Source organism: Rhodococcus sp. 21391, assembly GCF_016772255.1.
GTDB classification, from domain to species: Bacteria; Actinomycetota; Actinomycetes; order Mycobacteriales; family Mycobacteriaceae; genus Rhodococcus_F; species Rhodococcus_F opacus.
Genome location: NZ_CP063781.1, coordinates 1,831,073 through 1,847,052, shown reverse-complemented (window position 1 = coordinate 1,847,052; position 15,980 = coordinate 1,831,073). Strand labels below are relative to the sequence as shown.

Here is a 15,980-nt window from a genome sequence, read left to right as displayed (position 1 = left end):
ATGACCGAACTGGCCGACAGTTACCGGTTCTGCGGCGCGGTGACGGCGGAGCACGGTCGCACCTACCATCTCGCGACCCGGTTGCTTCCCGTGCGCCGCCGGGCCGCTGTGCATTCCCTCTACGGGTTCGCCCGCACGGTCGACGACATCGTGGACGTCGATGCCGGTCGGACGGCCGGCGACTGCGCCGCCGAACTCGATCGGATCGACGCGGCACTGCGACTCGGCTTCACCGACCGGAACGCGGTCGGGCCGGCTGCGTGCGCACCGGAGATGCAGCGGGTCCTTCCCGCGTTCCTCGACACCGTGGCTTCGTTCGACATCCCCCACGACTACTTCTTCGCGTTCCTGGAGTCCATGCGGATGGATGTTCCGGGAACCGCGGAGCATCGGGCCGAGTACGGCACCATGACCGAACTCCGGACCTACATGTACGGATCGGCGGTCGTGATCGGGTTGCAGATGCTGCCCGTCCTCGGAACCACCGGGCCCGCCGCCGATGCCGAACCACACGCTGCGGCTCTCGGTGAGGCGTTCCAGCTGACCAATTTCCTTCGCGACGTCGGCGAGGACCTGGATCGGGGCCGGGTCTACCTCCCGGCCGACGAATTGGCCGCGTTCGGTGTCGACACCGAACTACTCGCGCACAGTCGTCGCAGCGGCACGACGGACCAGCGGATCGTGCGGGCTCTCGCCCACCTGATCTCGATCACCCGTTCCGTGTACCGGGACGCGGAACCGGGCATCGCGATGCTGGACCGACGGGTGCAACCCGGGATCCGGACCGCGTTCGTGCTGTATTCCCGCATTCTCGACGAGATCGAGCGAGGCGGTTACCGGGTTCTCGACCGGCGCGCCACCGTGTCCCGGAGACACCGGTGGGCGACGGCGCTGCCTCAGTTCGCCCGGCTCGCGGTGCCGGCCCGTGGCCGAGCGTGGTGACCGGCGGTCAGAATCCCATCGCCTGAGCGCGGCGGATCACTTCGCGGGCGAGGTCGCCGTGCAGGGCCTGGACGGGTGCGCCGGGGAGGCTGTCGTCCTCACGGAACAGCCACTGCAGGATTTCCTCGTCCTTGAATCCGCCGTCGTGCAGCACGGCGATGAGACCGGGCAGCCACTTCACGGTCTCGCCGGTCTCGCCGAAGAAGAGTTCGGGAACACCGAGGACGCCGTCGCGTCGGACGGCGATCAACTGCTGATCGCGCAGAAGCTGCTGCACACGAGTGACGGCCACACCGAGGTTCTTCGCGACGTCCACCAACTGGAGGAGCGAGACGGAAGGGTCCAGGACATCGTCACAGTAAGGGATGGCACTCACTCCCCTAACGTTATCTGGTCGCTTCCTGCGTGGCGCTACCGGTCGGTGTCGCTGGCTACGATTGAGGGGCGCGTGGCCGGGCCACGCGCACTGACGGGGGAACGGACACTGTGCACGATGGAGGTCAACGTTTGATCGGCGAGCTGCTCGACCGGCGCTATCGGGTGGATGCCACGATCGCGCGTGGCGGCATGTCCACCGTCTACCGGGGGCTCGACACGCGTCTCGACCGTCCGGTGGCCATCAAGGTGATGGATCCGCAGTTCGCGGCCGACCCGGCGTTCGTCACCCGGTTCGAGTTCGAGGCCCGCTCGGTCGCACGACTCAAGCACCCGTCGCTGGTCGCGGTCTACGACCAGGGGCACGACCGCGAGCACGCGTTCCTGGTGATGGAACTCGTCGACGGCGGAACGCTCCGCGAACTGCTCCGGGAACGCGGGCCGATGCCGCCGCACGCGGTGGCCGCGGTCGCGGGCCCGGTTCTCGACGCGCTCGCCGTCGCCCACCGGGCCGGTCTCGTGCACCGCGACATCAAACCCGAGAACATCCTGATCTCCGACGGCGGTGAGGTGAAGATCGCCGACTTCGGTCTGGTGCGGGCCGCCGCCGCGTCGACCACCACGTCGAACAGTGTGATTCTGGGCACGGCGGCATACCTGTCGCCGGAGCAGGTGACGTCCGGGATCGCGGACACCCGCAGCGACGTCTACTCCACCGGTGTCCTGCTGTTCGAACTCCTCACCGGACGGACCCCGTTCACCGGGGACACGTCGTTGTCCGTCGCCTACCAGCGGATCAACCAGGACGTTCCGAGGCCGGGTTCGTTCATCGCGGGCGTCCCGCCCGAGTTCGACGAACTCGTCGCGGAGGCCACCCACCGGGAACCGTCGCACCGCTTCGCCAACGCCGAGCAGATGGGCTCGGCCCTGCGCGGCATCGCTGCGGCGCTCGACCTGCCCGCCTATCGGGTGCCCGCCCCGCGACGCTCGGCGCAGCACCTGAGCGCCGCGGCCGCCGCGAGCGCGCCTCCCCTGAGCGCGCCGCCGGGCCCCGCCGCACCGCCCACCGTGCACCTTCCCCCCGCCGCACCGCTGTCGCCGCCCAGCCCGCTACCGGCGCAGCCCGGTGTCCAGCACACGCGGGTCGTCACCACCCAGACTCCGCGCCCGCCGATCGACGAACCGTCGTTCGGGGTGGAGGACGAACCCGACGACGGCTATCACTACCCCGACTTCGCCGCCGAACGGCAGCGGTCGCGCCGGACCACGATCGTGTGGCTTCTCGTGATCCTGATGCTCGCCCTGGCGGTGGGTTTCGGTGGCTGGTGGATGGGTTCGGGCCGATTCACCGCGGTCCCGACCACCGACGGTCTCGATCGCGGTGCGGCGGTGACGGCGATCGAAGCGGCCGGTCTGTCGACGGAGATCCGGGGGCAGTATTCCGACACGGCTGCGCTCGACACGGTGCTGGGTACCGATCCCACCGGCGGTTCGCGGATCTCCCGCGACGGCACGGTGGCTCTTCTCGTCTCCCTCGGGAGGCCGACGGTCCCGCCGCTGCCCGCGGGCGGTGAGCGCGCCGGAATCGAGCAGGAACTGCGGAACCGCACGTTCACCCCGGTCGACGGTGGTCAGGCGTTCAGCGCGAAGGTCCCGATCGGTGCGGTGGCCGCGCTCGACCCGGCACCGGGTACCGAGCTCGCGACCGGTTCCACGGTCAAACTGATCGTCAGCAAAGGTGCACCGCCGGTCGACGTTCCCGACGTGAAGGGTATGTCGGAAGCCGAGGCCCGCGCGTCACTCGAGGCGGTGGGCATCGTCGTGCAGGACGTCACCACGGACTTCGACCGCAACGTCGCCGCCGGGGACGCGATCGCCACCAGCCCGAAGGCGGGCACCAGCATCAATGCGGGTACCAGCGTGACGTTGAGTGTGTCGAATGCGGTGCGAATTCCGTCGATGCTGGGCCGGACGGTCGGATCCGCGCGGGACGAACTGAGCCGTCTCGGACTCGACGTCAAGGTGCGTTCGGTGACCGACACGGACAGGTCGTTCGTCATCAGCCAGAACCCGGGCAGCGGCGATCTCGTGAAGCCCGGGAGCACGGTCACCCTGGTCTCACTGCCCTGACCCCGCAGGTGCAGGGCAGTGAGGGTCCGAATGATGCGGGCGATCAGCCGCGCAGCATCTCCGCGACGAGGAACGCCAGTTCCAGCGACTGCTGGGTGTTCAGGCGGGGGTCGCACGCCGTCTCGTAGCGACCCGACAGGTCGAGGTCCGAGATGTCCTGCGCGCCGCCGAGGCATTCGGTGACGTTCTCACCGGTGAGTTCGACGTGAATGCCGCCCGGGTACGTGCCGAGACCGTTGTGGACCTCGAAGAATCCCTGGACCTCGTCGACGATGCGGTCGAAGTGGCGGGTCTTGTATCCCGTGGACGCCTCGTGCGTGTTGCCGTGCATCGGGTCGCACTGCCAGATCACCTGGTGACCGGTGGCCTGGACCTTCTCGATGATGGGCGGCAGCAGGTCGCGGACCTTGTTGTTCCCCATCCGCGAGATCAGGGTGAGGCGACCCGGCTTGTTGGTGGGGTCGAGGCGCTCGACGTATTCGACCGCCATCTCCGGTGTGGTGCTGGGTCCGATCTTCAAGCCGATCGGGTTCGACACGAGTTCGGCGAACGCGATGTGCGCCCCGTCGAGCTGACGGGTGCGGTCGCCGATCCACAGGAAGTGAGCGGACAGGTCGTACAGCTTGGCGTGGTCGTCGTCGTTGTCGAGGCGCAGCATCGCGCGCTCGTAGTCGAGGACGAGCGCCTCGTGGCTGGCGAAGATCTGCGCGTGGTGCAGGCTGGGATCGGTGACGCCGCAGGCGTTCATGAACTGCAGCCCGCGGTCGATCTCCGCGGCGAGTGCCTCGTACCGGGCCCCGGCCGGCGACGACGCCACGAACTCGCGGTTCCAGTCGTGCACCTTGTGCAGGTCGGCCATGCCCGCGCCGGTGAGCGCGCGGACCAGGTTCATCGCGGCGCTGGCGTTCGCGTACGCCCGCACGAGCCGCGACGGGTCGTGGGCGCGCACGGCCTCGTCGGCGACGAGGGAGTTGATCATGTCGCCGCGGTACGACTGCAGGCCCAGGGCGTCCACGTTCGACGACCGCGGCTTGGCGTACTGGCCGGCGATGCGGGCGACCTTGACGACGGGCAGGCTCGCTCCGTACGTCAGGACCACGGCCATCTGCAGCAGGGTGCGGATGTTGCCCTTGATGTGCGGCTCGGTGTTGTCGGCGAACGTCTCGGCGCAGTCACCGCCCTGGAGGAGGAACGCCTCGCCGCGCGCGACCTGGGCCAGCTTCTCCTGCAGGGCCACGACCTCGCTGGCCACCGTGATCGGTGGCACGCTCTCGAGGACCGTCCGCATCGCGGCGGCCTGACCCTCGGGCCATTGCGGCTGCTGGGCAGCGGGCTTGGCCAGCGCTGCATCGAGGCGCTCACGCATCTCGGTGGGCAGCGGCGGGAGTTCGGGCAAGCGGTCGATCGGCACGTCGACAGTCCAGTTCACCCATACAGGATATTCGCTCGACCGGAGCGATGGCGAGTCAGGTCACCGGAGTGAGCGCGCCGCCCGAACTGCCTCGAACTTCGCCAGGTTGTGCCGGGCGTCGGCGAGGGCGTCGTGGGCGTCCCCCGGTGCAGGTGGGAGCGCCGGGCTGCCGTGTTCCTCCCAGTACTGGCGGAGTTCCCGCGTGTACCGGGGCAGCGACTGCGGCAGCTCCGTCATGTCCCCCCACAACTGGCAGAGGGCGACGTGGTCGTAGGCGGCCACCCACGCCCACAGTTCGGGGACGATGCCGGGCCGGGGAATCAGGAACGCGTAGAGGTTGTCGCGAATGCGGGCGCGGCTCTTCCAGAGGGGCGACGACGGCGGCGGCAGCTTCGGCAGCACGTTCCTGCGCACCCACTTGCCCGCGCGGTCGGGATCGAACTCGGTGGACACCGCGTAGAATTCACGTCCGTCCTCCGCGACCACCCCGATCGACACCAGGTCGATCGTGCGACCATCCTCGATGAACTCGCAGTCGTAGAAGTAACGCACGCCCGCAAACTATGCCTCACCCGTTGGCGTCATCCGGATCCACCCCTACCTCGTGAAGGAGGCCTCGGTGCGCGCAACCTCCGACGGTCGACAGTCCGCCGCCCCTGTCGCGGACCTGATCGACCCCCCGCGGGTGCCTCTGCATCTCCGCATCGGAGGTCTCGTCGTCCGAGTCCTCGTCCTCGCCGGGCTCGCAATCGGATTCGCCTACAACCTGCTCGGACTGCCCGGCCTGCGGGACTTCGGCAGTTACTACCGGCTGGATCTCGACGTCTACCGCCTGGGCGGTTCGGTGTTCCTGCACGGCCCGACCCTATACGGGTCGATGCCGGCCACCCAGATGGGCAACTTCCTGCCGTTCACGTACCCGCCGCTCGCCGCCGTCGTCTTCAGTCCGCTGTCGACGGTGTCGCTGGCGACTGCCGGGACCGTCGTGACGGTGTTGTCGCTGATCGCGTTGTTCGGTGTTCTCGTCGTCACGCTCGACTCGCTGGGCATCGCACCCCGCACCACGCTGGTGTGGACTGCCCTCGGTGCGCTCGCGGTGTCGATGGCCCTCGAACCCGTCTCGTCGACCCTGGACTACGGGCAGATCAACATCCTGCTTATGCTGCTGGTCGCCGCGGACTGCCTGCCGAAGAAGACGCCGTGGCCGCGCGGCGTGCTGATCGGCCTCGCGGCGGCGGTGAAGCTGACGCCCGCCGTGTTCATCCTGTACTTCCTGGTGCGCAAGGACTTCCGCTCTGCCGTCGTGACCGGGGTCAGTTTCCTCGCGTTCAGCGCAGTGGGCGCGATCGCGACGTGGAACGACTCCGTCACCTACTGGACGCACACCCTCTTCGATTCCGATCGGATCGGCACCCCGGCGTATCCGGCGAACCAGAGCATCACCGGTGTGCTGGCCCGGCTCGGCCTGAGCGACTCGGTGCGCACCCCGTTCTGGCTGCTGCTGAGCGTCGTGGTTCTCGCACTCGTGATTCTCGCGATGGCGCGGGCGCTCCGGTCCGGCGAGACCGCGCTCGCGCTGGGACTCAACGCCGTTCTCGGACTGCTCGTCTCCCCCGTGTCCTGGTCGCACCACTGGGTGTGGTCGGTGCCGGTGATCCTCGTGCTCGGGGTCCTCGCCTACCGCCGCCGGAGTGTCGCCCTGGCGGTCACGGCCGTGGCCGGCGTCGTCGTCGTGAGGCTCGCCGCGCACTGGAAACTCGGGGTGGGCCGCTGGAGCGGAACCCACTGGAATCTGTGGGATCAGTTCCTGGCGTCGTCGTACGTGTGGTGGGGACTCGCCGTGGTGCTGGTCGCGATCGTCGCGTTCCGCACCCGCCCCTCACAGTCCGACGAGGACGATCGGTCGGAGACCTCCGACGATCTCACCGTCCCCGTCGGCTGAGAGGTCGCGGCGGTCAGCTCGCCCGCGTGTCCGGCAGTCGCGTGACGGTGGTCGCGTCGCTCGCCGGCGCCACATCGGCCACCGAGGCGTCGGCGGCGGGCGCCTTCTTCTTCAGCGTCGCCGCGTAGATGTCGACGTACTCCTGACCCGACAGCTTCATCAGCTTGTACATGACCTCGTCGGTGACGGCCCGCTCCACGAAACGGTTGCCGCCCATGCCCTCGAACCGCGAGAAGTCGATGGGCTCACCGACGCGGATGGTGACCTTAGAAGGACGCCACACCCGGGAGCCGATCGGGTTGACCTTCTCCGTTCCGATCATGGCGACCGGGATGACCTTCACACCGGATTCGAGAGCCATGCGGGCCAGGCCCGTCTTGCCCTTGTAGAGGCGGCCGTCGGGCGACCGGGTGCCCTCCGGGTAGATGCCGAGCAGCTTGCCCTGCGAGAGGACGCGCAACCCGGCGTTCAATGCGTCCTGCGCGGCGTCCGCGCCCGTCCGGTCGATCGGCACCTGGCCGACCACCGAGAAGAACCAGCGCTGGAAAGCGCCCTTGAGTCCCGTCCCGGTGAAGTACTCGCTCTTTGCGAGAAAAGTGATCCTCCGCGGCACACGCAACGGCAGGAAGAACGAATCCAGCACGGCCTGATGGTTACTCGCCAATATGGCGCCACCCTCCGCCGGAATGTTCTCCGTACCCTCCACAGTCGGCCTACCCAGCCCCCAGAGAACCGGCCCCAAAAACACGTACTTGAAGAGCCAGTACCACATGGCGTCCCTCCCGTTCACAACCCAAGCTTCGTTCGGGTCGACTCTACTTCGGGTGGGTGAGGGTCGCTACACACGCCCGGGAACCCCGCACAGCATCACACTCTGCGGGTTTACAGCAGTAGGCCGGACGTCAACCCACCCGATCGGGCAGGACGGCCCGAGCGAGTTCCGCCGCTCCGATCATGCCCGCCGCCTCCCCCAGCTGGGTAGGCCGGATGCGGGCGAGCGGCCGGTGCCCGGCCCCCGTCGACAGCGCCGCGTAGTGCTCGCGGGCCTCGTCGATGAACAGCGGTGAGGAACTCGCGACCCCACCGGCGATCACGACGAGATCCGGGTCGTACACGTCCCCGATGAGCGCCAGGCCGACGCCGAGCCAACGGGCGAACTCCCGCATGGTCTCCAGTGCCAGTGGATCGCCGTCCTGTGCCGCGCCCGCGATCCGCCGGCCCGTCAGCGCACCGGGATCGACCGCCACCTCCCGCGCCAGGACGGTCGACGTCGCCGGATCCGCGGCCAGAAGTTCGATCGCGGTGTCGACGAGGGCCGTCCCGCTGCAGTACCGCTCCCAGCAGCCGTGTTTGCCGCACGCGCACGGGCGCCCGTCGGGGACCACCTGGATGTGGCCGAGTTCGGGTGCGACGCCGTGGCTGCCGCGGTACAGCCGGCCGTCCGCGAGGAGCGCCGCGCCGATACCCGTGCCGATCGCGAGCATCACCACGTTCCGGCCGCCTGCGGCCGCACCGAACCGGTGCTCGGCCCAGGCCGCCGCGTTCACGTCGTGCTCGAGGATCACCGGGAGACCGAGACGCTGCCCGAGGTCCCGGCCGACGGGTGCACCCACCCACGGCAGATGCGGCGCGAACCGCACCGTCGTGCGGTCGGGCGTGATGAACCCGGCGACCGCCAGCCCCACCGCGGCGACGTCGTGCCGCGCGGACAGCTCCCGGACCGCGCGGTCCAGGCCGTTCTCGAGTGCCTTCGCCGACGCCGGGGTCGGCGACTGGAGCGAGTCGAGCACCTCACCGGCCGAGTCGACCACCGACGCACGGATGCTCGTTCCACCCACGTCGATGCCGATGGTCAGCGCCGCGCTGCCGCCACGTTCGCTGCCCGTGCCTGTGCTCATGGAGATGATTGTGCCCATGCCGGATCGCCGACGTGCACGAGTCCGGCGATCCGGTCCGCGCTGAGCACGCTCAATGCTTGATGGTGACCGTGATCGGCTCGAACGCCGAGCCGCCGTCCGGTTCGGGCGTTCCACCGCCCGGGCCGGGTTCCGGAGTGTCGGGGCCGCCGGGGTCCGGGGTGTCGTGAACGGCATGCTCGTCGAGGACCTGCCGCAGCACCGCGATCAGCACGGACGCCTGGCCGGCGAGCAGGGTCACGAGGTCGTGCTGCTCACCGCGGATCAGGGCCGCGAGTGCGCACACCGGGCACCATGTGCACCCCGACCACTGCCCGGTTCCGGGCACTGCACCCTCGGCGTCCGCCGGGGCGTGCGGCGCCGCCGCGCGCTGGAGAATCGGCTCGAGACGGTCCAGTGCGGTCTCGGCGAGCGCCCGCAACTCTGCCACGAGCTGCGCGTGGTCGTCGTTCATACCGGCCACACCTGCGGGTCGGGCGTGAAGCGCACGACCAGATCGCTTCCGTCGAGTTCTGCGCCCGCGACGACGCACCGGCGCAGGACCGAGGCGAGGCGGACCCGGCGGCGCACCCCTTCAGCTCCCACGACCAAGTCGTCCTCCACTCGACCCAACGTGAGGGTCGACGGGTTCACGAGCGGAAGATACATCCGCATCGTGTACACAGAATCCACACCGGCCCCCGATTCCAGCCCCACCCGCACTGCAGGCGGGTTTTTCCCCAACACCGCAACCGCGTCTGTGTCGTCGGCATACAACTCCCGGGCGATTCCGCCGAGATCGGCCCACCCTACCGGCTCCGTCACCGACCGGGTCACCGAGAGGATCACCGTGGCGCCCGCGGAGGCGGTCAGCTCGGCGAGCACCCGCTGCTGCAGGGCTCGCCGCCTGATCAACCATGCCACACCGGGATCGTCGTGTCCTGCCGGCGAATCGAAGTGCGGCAGAAGGTTGTTCACGAGGATCGCATCGATGCGCAGGCCGGACAGCGCGGCCACCGCCACGGTGCGCCGGGTCTCCGTCAGCACCACCCGCTCCGGCGTCGTCACTAGTCGCACAGTGGTTTTCGCCCGGTTCGCGAGCATCTCCCGGACCTCGCCGACCGCGGCGACGACCTGTTCGATCAGCGTCACCAGCATGACGAGGCGCGGATCGGAACCCAGGAGCGCGACGATGCGGCGGTGCTGCGGCCACACCCGCTCGATGTACTCGAGGGCCATTGCAGGCGCGGCGAGCGTCCGCAGGCAGTCCGCGGTGGGCGGGCAGTCGACCACGACGGCGTCGTAGTCGCCCTCGGTGGCGAACCGGACGATCTCGCGCAGCCCGAGCACGTCCTGCACGCCGGGAAGCCCGGTCAGCTCCTCCGGTTCGAGCGCCGACAGCTGGGCACCGTGGTCGTGCGATCCGGCGGCGGCGAGAACCGCTGCCAGACTCCGGAATCTGTTCTCGAGCAACGTGAGGGTGTCGAGTTCGAGCACGTCGAGGGTGTCGGTGACGGACACGAGGTCCCGGGCGGCGGCGATCCCGATCACGTCGGCGAGGGAGTGCGCCTGGTCGAGGGAGACGAGGAGAGTCCGGTTTCCCGCCTCTGCGGCCGCCTGCGCCGTCGCGGCCGCGAGCGTCGTCTTCCCGACGCCCCCCTTCCCTACGAAGAACTGGACCCGCGCAGGTCCGGCACGACCCTCGCTGCTCAGCCTTCCACCCGCTTCTTGAGTTCCTTGAGCGCGGTGTCGGTGATCGCCTTCTCCGCCTTGCGCTTGAACAGGCCGATCATCGGAATGGTGAGGTCGACGGTGAGCTCGTATGTGACGGTGGTGCCGCCGCCCGGCTCGTCCTCCAGAACGTACGAACCGAACTGCGACTTCTGGATCTCACCGGACTCGAGCTCCCAGCTGACCGATTTGCCGTCGGGAGCCCAGTCGTAGCGGAGTACGTACGTGTCCTTGACCATGCCCGCGTCGAGCACGAACCGCACCCGGTCGGCCCGGCCGCCCTGTCCGGGTTCCATGACCTCGACGGACTTCGCTGCGGCCACCCACGCCGGGTACGCGTCGAAGTCGGCGATCACATCCATCACCCGGGCGGGCGGCGCCTCGATACTGATCGACCTCTTGGTCCTCTCGGGCATGGAGTGAACGCTTCCTTTCGCCTGGCCGACCCGCTCGTCGATCGCGGGGCCACGCCGTTACCGGTGTCGTATGTCTGTGTTGTGCCCGACTATCACACACGATCTCGGCGCCCTGACACAATGCCGACCCAGCCGCGCGGCCGGATCTGCCTCAGGACGGCGGTTCTCCCGCAGCGCGACCGGCCTCGAGTTCCTTCTTCACCTCGAAGGACATGACCTTTCCCTCGACGCGCCTGCGACGGTTCAGTGCGGCCAGATCGGGGGTGCCCTCGCTGCGGGCCGGTTCGGCGTGGAGGAAGTAGTGGACGATCGCCCCGTCCAGCACCGGCTCGAGCCACACTTCCATCGTCCCGGTGAGGGATCCGGCCACCGTCCACCGGATGCCCTTCTCGGCCCGGTCCTCGCGGACGGCGAGAGTGAGATCGGGCCACCACCGGCGCCAGCGGGCCGGCGGGGCGATCGCCGCCGCGACCTGCTGTGGTGGGGCCGCGATGAACGTCTGGTCTGCGACCTGAATGCTGCTCACGGCGACTAGCTTCACATACCGCCGCCGACGGTGGCCGCGGGGTTCCGCAGCACCTCGCCGGCAGGGCTCTGACCACCCTTCTTCGGCCTGGAAGCAGGCCGGGCGGGGGAAGGTCTAAAGTTGGGACCACAATCCTACTCGTCAGTATCTTCAGTGTCGGAGGTTTTCGTGCCCGAGTTCAGCGCGCCACAGTCGTTCACGATCGCGGAGGACGCGTCCGCGGTCGACTCGGTGTTCGCCCACGCCGTGGCCGACCCGACGCTGGTCGTGTACAAGCGCAAGATCGGCGGACGCTGGACCGACGTCACGGCCGCCGAGTTCGCGGCTCAGGTCACCGCGGTCGCCAAGGGTCTCATCGCCCTCGGCGTCCAACAGGGCGACCGGGTGGCACTGATGTCGGCCACCCGGTACGAGTGGCCCCTCGTCGACTTCGCGATCTGGGCAGCGGGCGGCGTCACCGTCCCGATCTACGAGACGTCCTCCGCCGAGCAGGTCCGGTGGATCCTCGAGGACTCCGCCGCGATCGATCTCGTCGTCGAGAACGCGACGCACGCGGCCACCGTGAAGGCCGTCGCCGCCGAGGCGACCGCGCTCCGCGGCGTCTACCAGATCGAGGTGTCCGACGGCGGCCGTGGCGTCGTCGAGGAACTGACCGAACTGGGCGCCGACGTACCCGACTCCGAAGTCCAGGCCCGCGTGGCCGCGCTGAAGTCGAGCGATCCGGCCACCCTCATCTACACCTCCGGCACCACCGGCAGGCCCAAGGGCTGCCAGCTCACGCATTCCAACCTCATCGCAGAGTCCAAGGGCATCCTCGATTCCAGTCTCGGCACCCTGCTGAAGACGCCCGGCGTCAGCACCCTCATGTTCCTGCCGATGGCGCACGTCCTGGCGCGCGCCGTCAGCATCGCGTCGTTCGACGCCGGCGCCGCACTCGGACACACCAGCGACATCCCGAACCTCGTCCCCACGTTCGGCGAGTTCCGCCCCGACTTCATCTTGTCCGTGCCGCGTGTGTTCGAGAAGGTGTACAACAGCGCCCGGGCCAAGGCCCACGGCGAGGGCAAGGGCAAGATCTTCGACGCCGCCGCCGAGACGGCCATCGCCTGGAGCGAGGCTCAGGACAAGGGCGGGCCGGGGCTGGTGCTCAAGGCCAAGCACGCGCTGTTCGACAAGGTGGTGTTCTCGAAGCTGCGGGCGGCGCTCGGCGGCAAGTGCCAGCTGGCGATCTCCGGCGGCGCCCCGCTCGGCGCCCGCCTCGGCCACTTCTTCCGCGGCATCGGCATCACGATCTACGAGGGCTACGGCCTCACCGAGACGTCCGCGGCGTTCGCGGTCAACACGATCGGCGAGCAGAAGGTCGGCTCGGTCGGCAAGCCGTTGGCGGGCAATTCCGTTCGCATCGCCGACGACGGCGAGATCCTGCTGTCGGGGCCGGTCGTCTTCAGCGGCTACTGGCGCAACGAGAACGCGACCGCCGACGCGATCGAGAACGGCTGGTTCCACACCGGCGACCTCGGATCGGTCGACGCGGACGGGTACATCACCATCACCGGCCGCAAGAAGGAGATCATCGTCACAGCGGGCGGCAAGAACGTCTCCCCCGCCCAGCTCGAGGATCACCTGCGTGCGCACCCGCTGATCAGCCAGGCCATCGTCGTCGGAGACCAGCAGCCGTTCATCGGCGCGCTGATCACCATCGACGCCGACGCGCTGCCCGCGTGGAACGAGCGCAACAGCAAGCCCGCAGGCACGACGGTCGCGGATCTGCTCGCCGACGCCGACCTCACGGCCGAGATCGACGAGGCCGTCGCGGAGGCCAACAAGCTCGTGTCGCACGCGGAGGCCATCAAGAAGTTCCGGGTCCTGCCCGTCGACTTCACGGAGGAGACCGGCGAGCTCACGCCGACGATGAAGCTCAAGCGCAACGTGGTGCACGACAGCTTCGCCGACGACATCGCCGCCATCTACGCCAAATAGTGCCCTCCGGGCTCGTGAGTACTTGTCAACCGCGGGCGGTTGACAAGTACTCACGGGCGGTCATGCAAGCAGTGCCTGGAGCTTGGCGGCGAGCACGTCCCATCGCCACTCCGCCCTGACCCATTCGCGGCCGGCCGCCCCCATCGCGGCCGCGCGGTCGCGGTCCGACAGGACCGAGATCACCGAACGCGCCACCTCGGCCACCGACGTGCCGTCCACGACCATGCCGGTTTCGTTCTGCCGCACCGTTTCCGGGGCGCCACCGGACTGTCCGGCGACGACCGGCACACCGGTGGCGGACGCCTCGAGGAAGACGATGCCGAGGCCCTCGACGTCGAGTCCCGCGCCCCTCGTGCGGCACGGCATCGCGAACACGTCGGCGATCGTGTGGTGCGCCGCCAGCTCGGCGGACGGCACCGTGCCCGTGAACACGACGTGGTCCTCCACCCCGACCGAGCGCGCGAGCGAGCGCAGGCGGTCCTCGTAGGGGCCGCCGCCGACGATCACGAGCACGGCGCCGTCGATGTGCTCGCGGATGCCCGGGAGCGCCTTGATGAGGATGTCCTGGCCCTTGCGGGGCACGAGACGGGACAGGCACAGGACCGTCGGCCGCTCCCCCAGCCCGTAGCGGGACCGCAGTTCGGCCCGCGCGCCGCTGTCCGGGGTGAACAGGTCGGTGTCGACTCCCGGCGGCAGGTGTTCGAGCGCGGCACTCGCGCCGAACGCGGACGCGAAGCGGCCCCTCGTGTACCGGCTGACATACGTGACGACGTCGGTCCGGTCGCCGATCCGTCCGAGGGCCTGTCGCGCGGCGGGGAGCATCGACCAGCCGACCTCGTGCCCGTGGGTACTCGCGACCACCCGTTCCGCCCCGGCGCGGCGCAGCGTCGAACTCAGCAGCGCGAGCGGGGCGGCTGCGCCGAACCAGACGCCCGTGCAGTCGTGTTCGGCGAGCAACGTGGCGGCACGGCGGGCGACGAACGGTGTGGGCACCATCAAGGTGGTGGGGTGCCGGAGGACCTGAAACGGTTGCCGCGCATCGAACTTGATGTGCGAGTCGCCGCGCCAGCGCGGGGCGTAGACGACCAGGTCGTCGGCGGGCAGGTGCTTGGCGAAGGTGTGCAGGTACGACTGAATTCCGCCGGGTCGCGGCGGAAAATCGTTCGTCACCAACAGGGTTCGGCGCATGTGATCACCGTAGGCGGTGGACCGTGCGGCGACCGACGCAGGGTCACCCCAGGTGAGCACCCACCCAGTCGGTCCAGCGGTCGCGGAATTGATCGGCGTCGACGCCGAGGACGTCGGACAGCCGCCCGTCGACCGTTTCCGGATCGGCCTCTCCCACGGCCAGCGTCCGGTACAGCTCGGTCAGCCTCGATTCACCGTACTGCTCCGCGACGAAGGCGTTGATCGACCACGCCGTCTCGTAGGCGACCGAACCGCGTTGTCCGTACCCGGAGAAGTCGGTGTCCTCGGGGAACTCGGTCGGCGGACCCTCGGCACCCACCTGCGCGGTCAGTGCCGGCGCGATCTGCCGTTCGGCCTCGCCGGTCCCCCGGTAGGCCGCGTACTCCGCGTAGCCCTCCAGCACCCACATCGGCGAGCGGTCCACCGTCTCGGCGCGTGCCGCCACGTGGATCAGCTCGTGCCGCAGGATCGCGCGCCGGGTGATCTCGGTCAGCCGGTCCGCCGACGCGGGGCTGAACACGATTCGCTGTCCGGTGACCGTGGCGGCGTCGGGGTCGACGGCGTCCGAGATGGCGACGGCGGCGATGTCGCGTCCGTCGTGATTCGGCCCGACGAGAGCCGTGAACTCGTCCTGCGATCCCGCGACCCACACGAGCGCGCGGCCCGCCCAGTTCGAACCCCACAGCTGGGTGGCGTTGACGACGGCGGCGGGGAGTTCGTCCGCCAGCCGGTCGACCATGGTGGCGTTCTCGGGATGTCCGAGCACCACCGACGTCCGCCCGTCACCGGTGTCGACGCGGCGCGACACGACGGGTCCGAAATCCCACGGTCCGCGCCAGGTCCGCCGCTCGCCGTCCACGGTGGCGCTGTCGCTGACGAGTGCCCAGCGGTCGCCGCGCCGGGCGACGACGAGAGACACCGGTTTGCGGGTGGGACTCTCGTCCGCGATCGCGTAGCGGAGTTGCACGGCGGGGGCCCACACCTCATCGGCCCGGATCGCGTCGACGAGACTCGACGGCACCGCTGTCTCGGCTCCCTCGGCGATCTCGTAGCCCCAGTCCGAGAATTCCACCCCGGCAACGTTGCCCGCCCGCCGCGTCTCGGCGGCCAGGAATCCCGGTGCCGCCGCCCGATCCATCAGACCGGCAAGCCGGGCCGCGTCGTTCGTCCGCACGGCCGACGCCCAGGTGTCGAGGAGCGTCTGGACGGCTGCCGCACGCGCCTCGGCGTCGGCCTGCACGGCGCCGACGGCCCCGTCGGCTGCCCGCTCGGTCCGGGAGAACCCGGTCAGTGCGAGTACGACGACGACGGCGAGAACGAGTCCGGCCAGTGCGGCCAGCTCCCACGGGCGCGCCTGACGGCGCGAGGTCGGATCCGTTGCGGGAGACGGGTCTGAAGCGGGCACGCCGGTGAGTGTATGAGCACGCCCGGGCGCCGCTGTCGG

Annotated in this window: 15 protein-coding genes; 4 read left to right on the top strand and 11 right to left on the bottom strand. The window is 69.5% G+C overall.

From position 1 onward, the window contains the following. Entirely contained in the window at positions 1 to 942 is a 942-nt protein-coding gene (locus GO592_RS08770; RefSeq protein ID WP_007297455.1) for a phytoene/squalene synthase family protein, read from the top strand. Positions 943 to 949: 7 nt separating this feature from the next. Here GO592_RS08770 and GO592_RS08765 read toward each other — a convergent pair whose 3' ends face one another. After that, positions 950 to 1,318 (bottom strand): Rv2175c family DNA-binding protein, encoded by a 369-nt coding sequence (locus GO592_RS08765; RefSeq protein WP_007297456.1) that lies wholly within the window; start codon positions 1,316 to 1,318, stop codon positions 950 to 952. A gap of 110 nt (positions 1,319 to 1,428) precedes the next feature. Between GO592_RS08765 and pknB the strand changes: the two genes are divergently transcribed. Beyond that, on the top strand, positions 1,429 to 3,447 hold the full coding sequence (pknB, locus tag GO592_RS08760) for a Stk1 family PASTA domain-containing Ser/Thr kinase (RefSeq protein WP_039951276.1): 2,019 nt from the start codon (positions 1,429 to 1,431) through the stop codon (positions 3,445 to 3,447). A 43-nt stretch (positions 3,448 to 3,490) separates the two neighbouring features. Here the strand turns inward: pknB and GO592_RS08755 are convergent, their stop codons facing one another. Beyond that, on the bottom strand, positions 3,491 to 4,876 hold the full coding sequence (locus GO592_RS08755; RefSeq protein WP_005247669.1) for a class II 3-deoxy-7-phosphoheptulonate synthase: 1,386 nt from the start codon (positions 4,874 to 4,876) through the stop codon (positions 3,491 to 3,493). Between the two features lie 42 nt (positions 4,877 to 4,918). Continuing rightward, positions 4,919 to 5,410: a polyadenylate-specific 3'-exoribonuclease AS gene (locus tag GO592_RS08750; RefSeq protein WP_007297458.1), complete on the bottom strand. Its 492-nt coding sequence runs from the start codon at positions 5,408 to 5,410 to the stop codon at positions 4,919 to 4,921. A gap of 67 nt (positions 5,411 to 5,477) precedes the next feature. Between GO592_RS08750 and GO592_RS08745 the strand changes: the two genes are divergently transcribed. Continuing rightward, complete coding sequence (locus tag GO592_RS08745; RefSeq protein WP_005260163.1) at positions 5,478 to 6,800, top strand: glycosyltransferase 87 family protein; 1,323 nt, start codon at positions 5,478 to 5,480, stop codon at positions 6,798 to 6,800. A gap of 13 nt (positions 6,801 to 6,813) precedes the next feature. Here GO592_RS08745 and GO592_RS08740 read toward each other — a convergent pair whose 3' ends face one another. The 6 genes from GO592_RS08740 to GO592_RS08715 all read right to left on the bottom strand — a co-directional run bounded on the left by GO592_RS08740 (position 6,814) and on the right by GO592_RS08715 (position 11,368). Then, the gene (locus GO592_RS08740; protein ID WP_005260161.1) at positions 6,814 to 7,572 is read right to left on the bottom strand and encodes a lysophospholipid acyltransferase family protein; all 759 of its coding nucleotides are present in this window, start codon (positions 7,570 to 7,572) and stop codon (positions 6,814 to 6,816) included. A gap of 130 nt (positions 7,573 to 7,702) precedes the next feature. Next, on the bottom strand, positions 7,703 to 8,716 hold the full coding sequence (locus GO592_RS08735; protein ID WP_007297459.1) for an ROK family protein: 1,014 nt from the start codon (positions 8,714 to 8,716) through the stop codon (positions 7,703 to 7,705). Positions 8,717 to 8,768: 52 nt separating this feature from the next. Then, on the bottom strand, positions 8,769 to 9,170 hold the full coding sequence (locus GO592_RS08730; RefSeq protein WP_007297460.1) for a hypothetical protein: 402 nt from the start codon (positions 9,168 to 9,170) through the stop codon (positions 8,769 to 8,771). Further along, positions 9,167 to 10,408 carry an ArsA family ATPase gene (locus tag GO592_RS08725; RefSeq protein WP_080606193.1) on the bottom strand — a complete coding sequence of 414 codons (1,242 nt, stop codon included), beginning with the start codon at positions 10,406 to 10,408 and terminating at the stop codon, positions 9,167 to 9,169. The genes GO592_RS08730 and GO592_RS08725 overlap by 4 nt, the downstream gene beginning before the upstream one ends. Beyond that, complete coding sequence (locus tag GO592_RS08720) at positions 10,405 to 10,842, bottom strand: SRPBCC family protein (protein WP_005247694.1); 438 nt, start codon at positions 10,840 to 10,842, stop codon at positions 10,405 to 10,407. The genes GO592_RS08725 and GO592_RS08720 overlap by 4 nt, the downstream gene beginning before the upstream one ends. Positions 10,843 to 10,993: 151 nt before the next feature. Then, positions 10,994 to 11,368, bottom strand: coding sequence for a hypothetical protein (locus GO592_RS08715; protein ID WP_007297461.1), 375 nt, complete (start codon positions 11,366 to 11,368; stop codon positions 10,994 to 10,996). A 168-nt stretch (positions 11,369 to 11,536) separates the two neighbouring features. On the opposite strand from GO592_RS08715, the gene GO592_RS08710 reads away from it, so the two are divergent. Further along, the gene (locus tag GO592_RS08710; protein WP_007297462.1) at positions 11,537 to 13,348 is read left to right on the top strand and encodes an AMP-dependent synthetase/ligase; all 1,812 of its coding nucleotides are present in this window, start codon (positions 11,537 to 11,539) and stop codon (positions 13,346 to 13,348) included. A 60-nt stretch (positions 13,349 to 13,408) separates the two neighbouring features. Here the strand turns inward: GO592_RS08710 and GO592_RS08705 are convergent, their stop codons facing one another. Both GO592_RS08705 and GO592_RS08700 read right to left on the bottom strand, forming a co-directional pair. Beyond that, complete coding sequence (locus tag GO592_RS08705) at positions 13,409 to 14,536, bottom strand: glycosyltransferase family 4 protein (protein ID WP_007297463.1); 1,128 nt, start codon at positions 14,534 to 14,536, stop codon at positions 13,409 to 13,411. A gap of 43 nt (positions 14,537 to 14,579) precedes the next feature. Beyond that, positions 14,580 to 15,941: a peptidase MA family metallohydrolase gene (locus tag GO592_RS08700; protein WP_007297464.1), complete on the bottom strand. Its 1,362-nt coding sequence runs from the start codon at positions 15,939 to 15,941 to the stop codon at positions 14,580 to 14,582. Positions 15,942 to 15,980: the final 39 nt, after the last annotated feature.

Bases quoted from the DNA above. Each gene is read 5' to 3' on its own strand.
- GO592_RS08770 (WP_007297455.1), top strand. From the start codon at position 1: ATGACCGAACTGGCCGACAGTTACCGGTTCTGCGGCGCGGTGACGGCG.
- GO592_RS08740 (WP_005260161.1), bottom strand. From the start codon at position 7,572: ATGTGGTACTGGCTCTTCAAGTACGTGTTTTTGGGGCCGGTTCTCTGG.
- GO592_RS08735 (WP_007297459.1), bottom strand. From the start codon at position 8,716: ATGGGCACAATCATCTCCATGAGCACAGGCACGGGCAGCGAACGTGGC.
- GO592_RS08730 (WP_007297460.1), bottom strand. From the start codon at position 9,170: ATGAACGACGACCACGCGCAGCTCGTGGCAGAGTTGCGGGCGCTCGCC.
- GO592_RS08720 (WP_005247694.1), bottom strand. From the start codon at position 10,842: ATGCCCGAGAGGACCAAGAGGTCGATCAGTATCGAGGCGCCGCCCGCC.
- GO592_RS08705 (WP_007297463.1), bottom strand. From the start codon at position 14,536: ATGCGCCGAACCCTGTTGGTGACGAACGATTTTCCGCCGCGACCCGGC.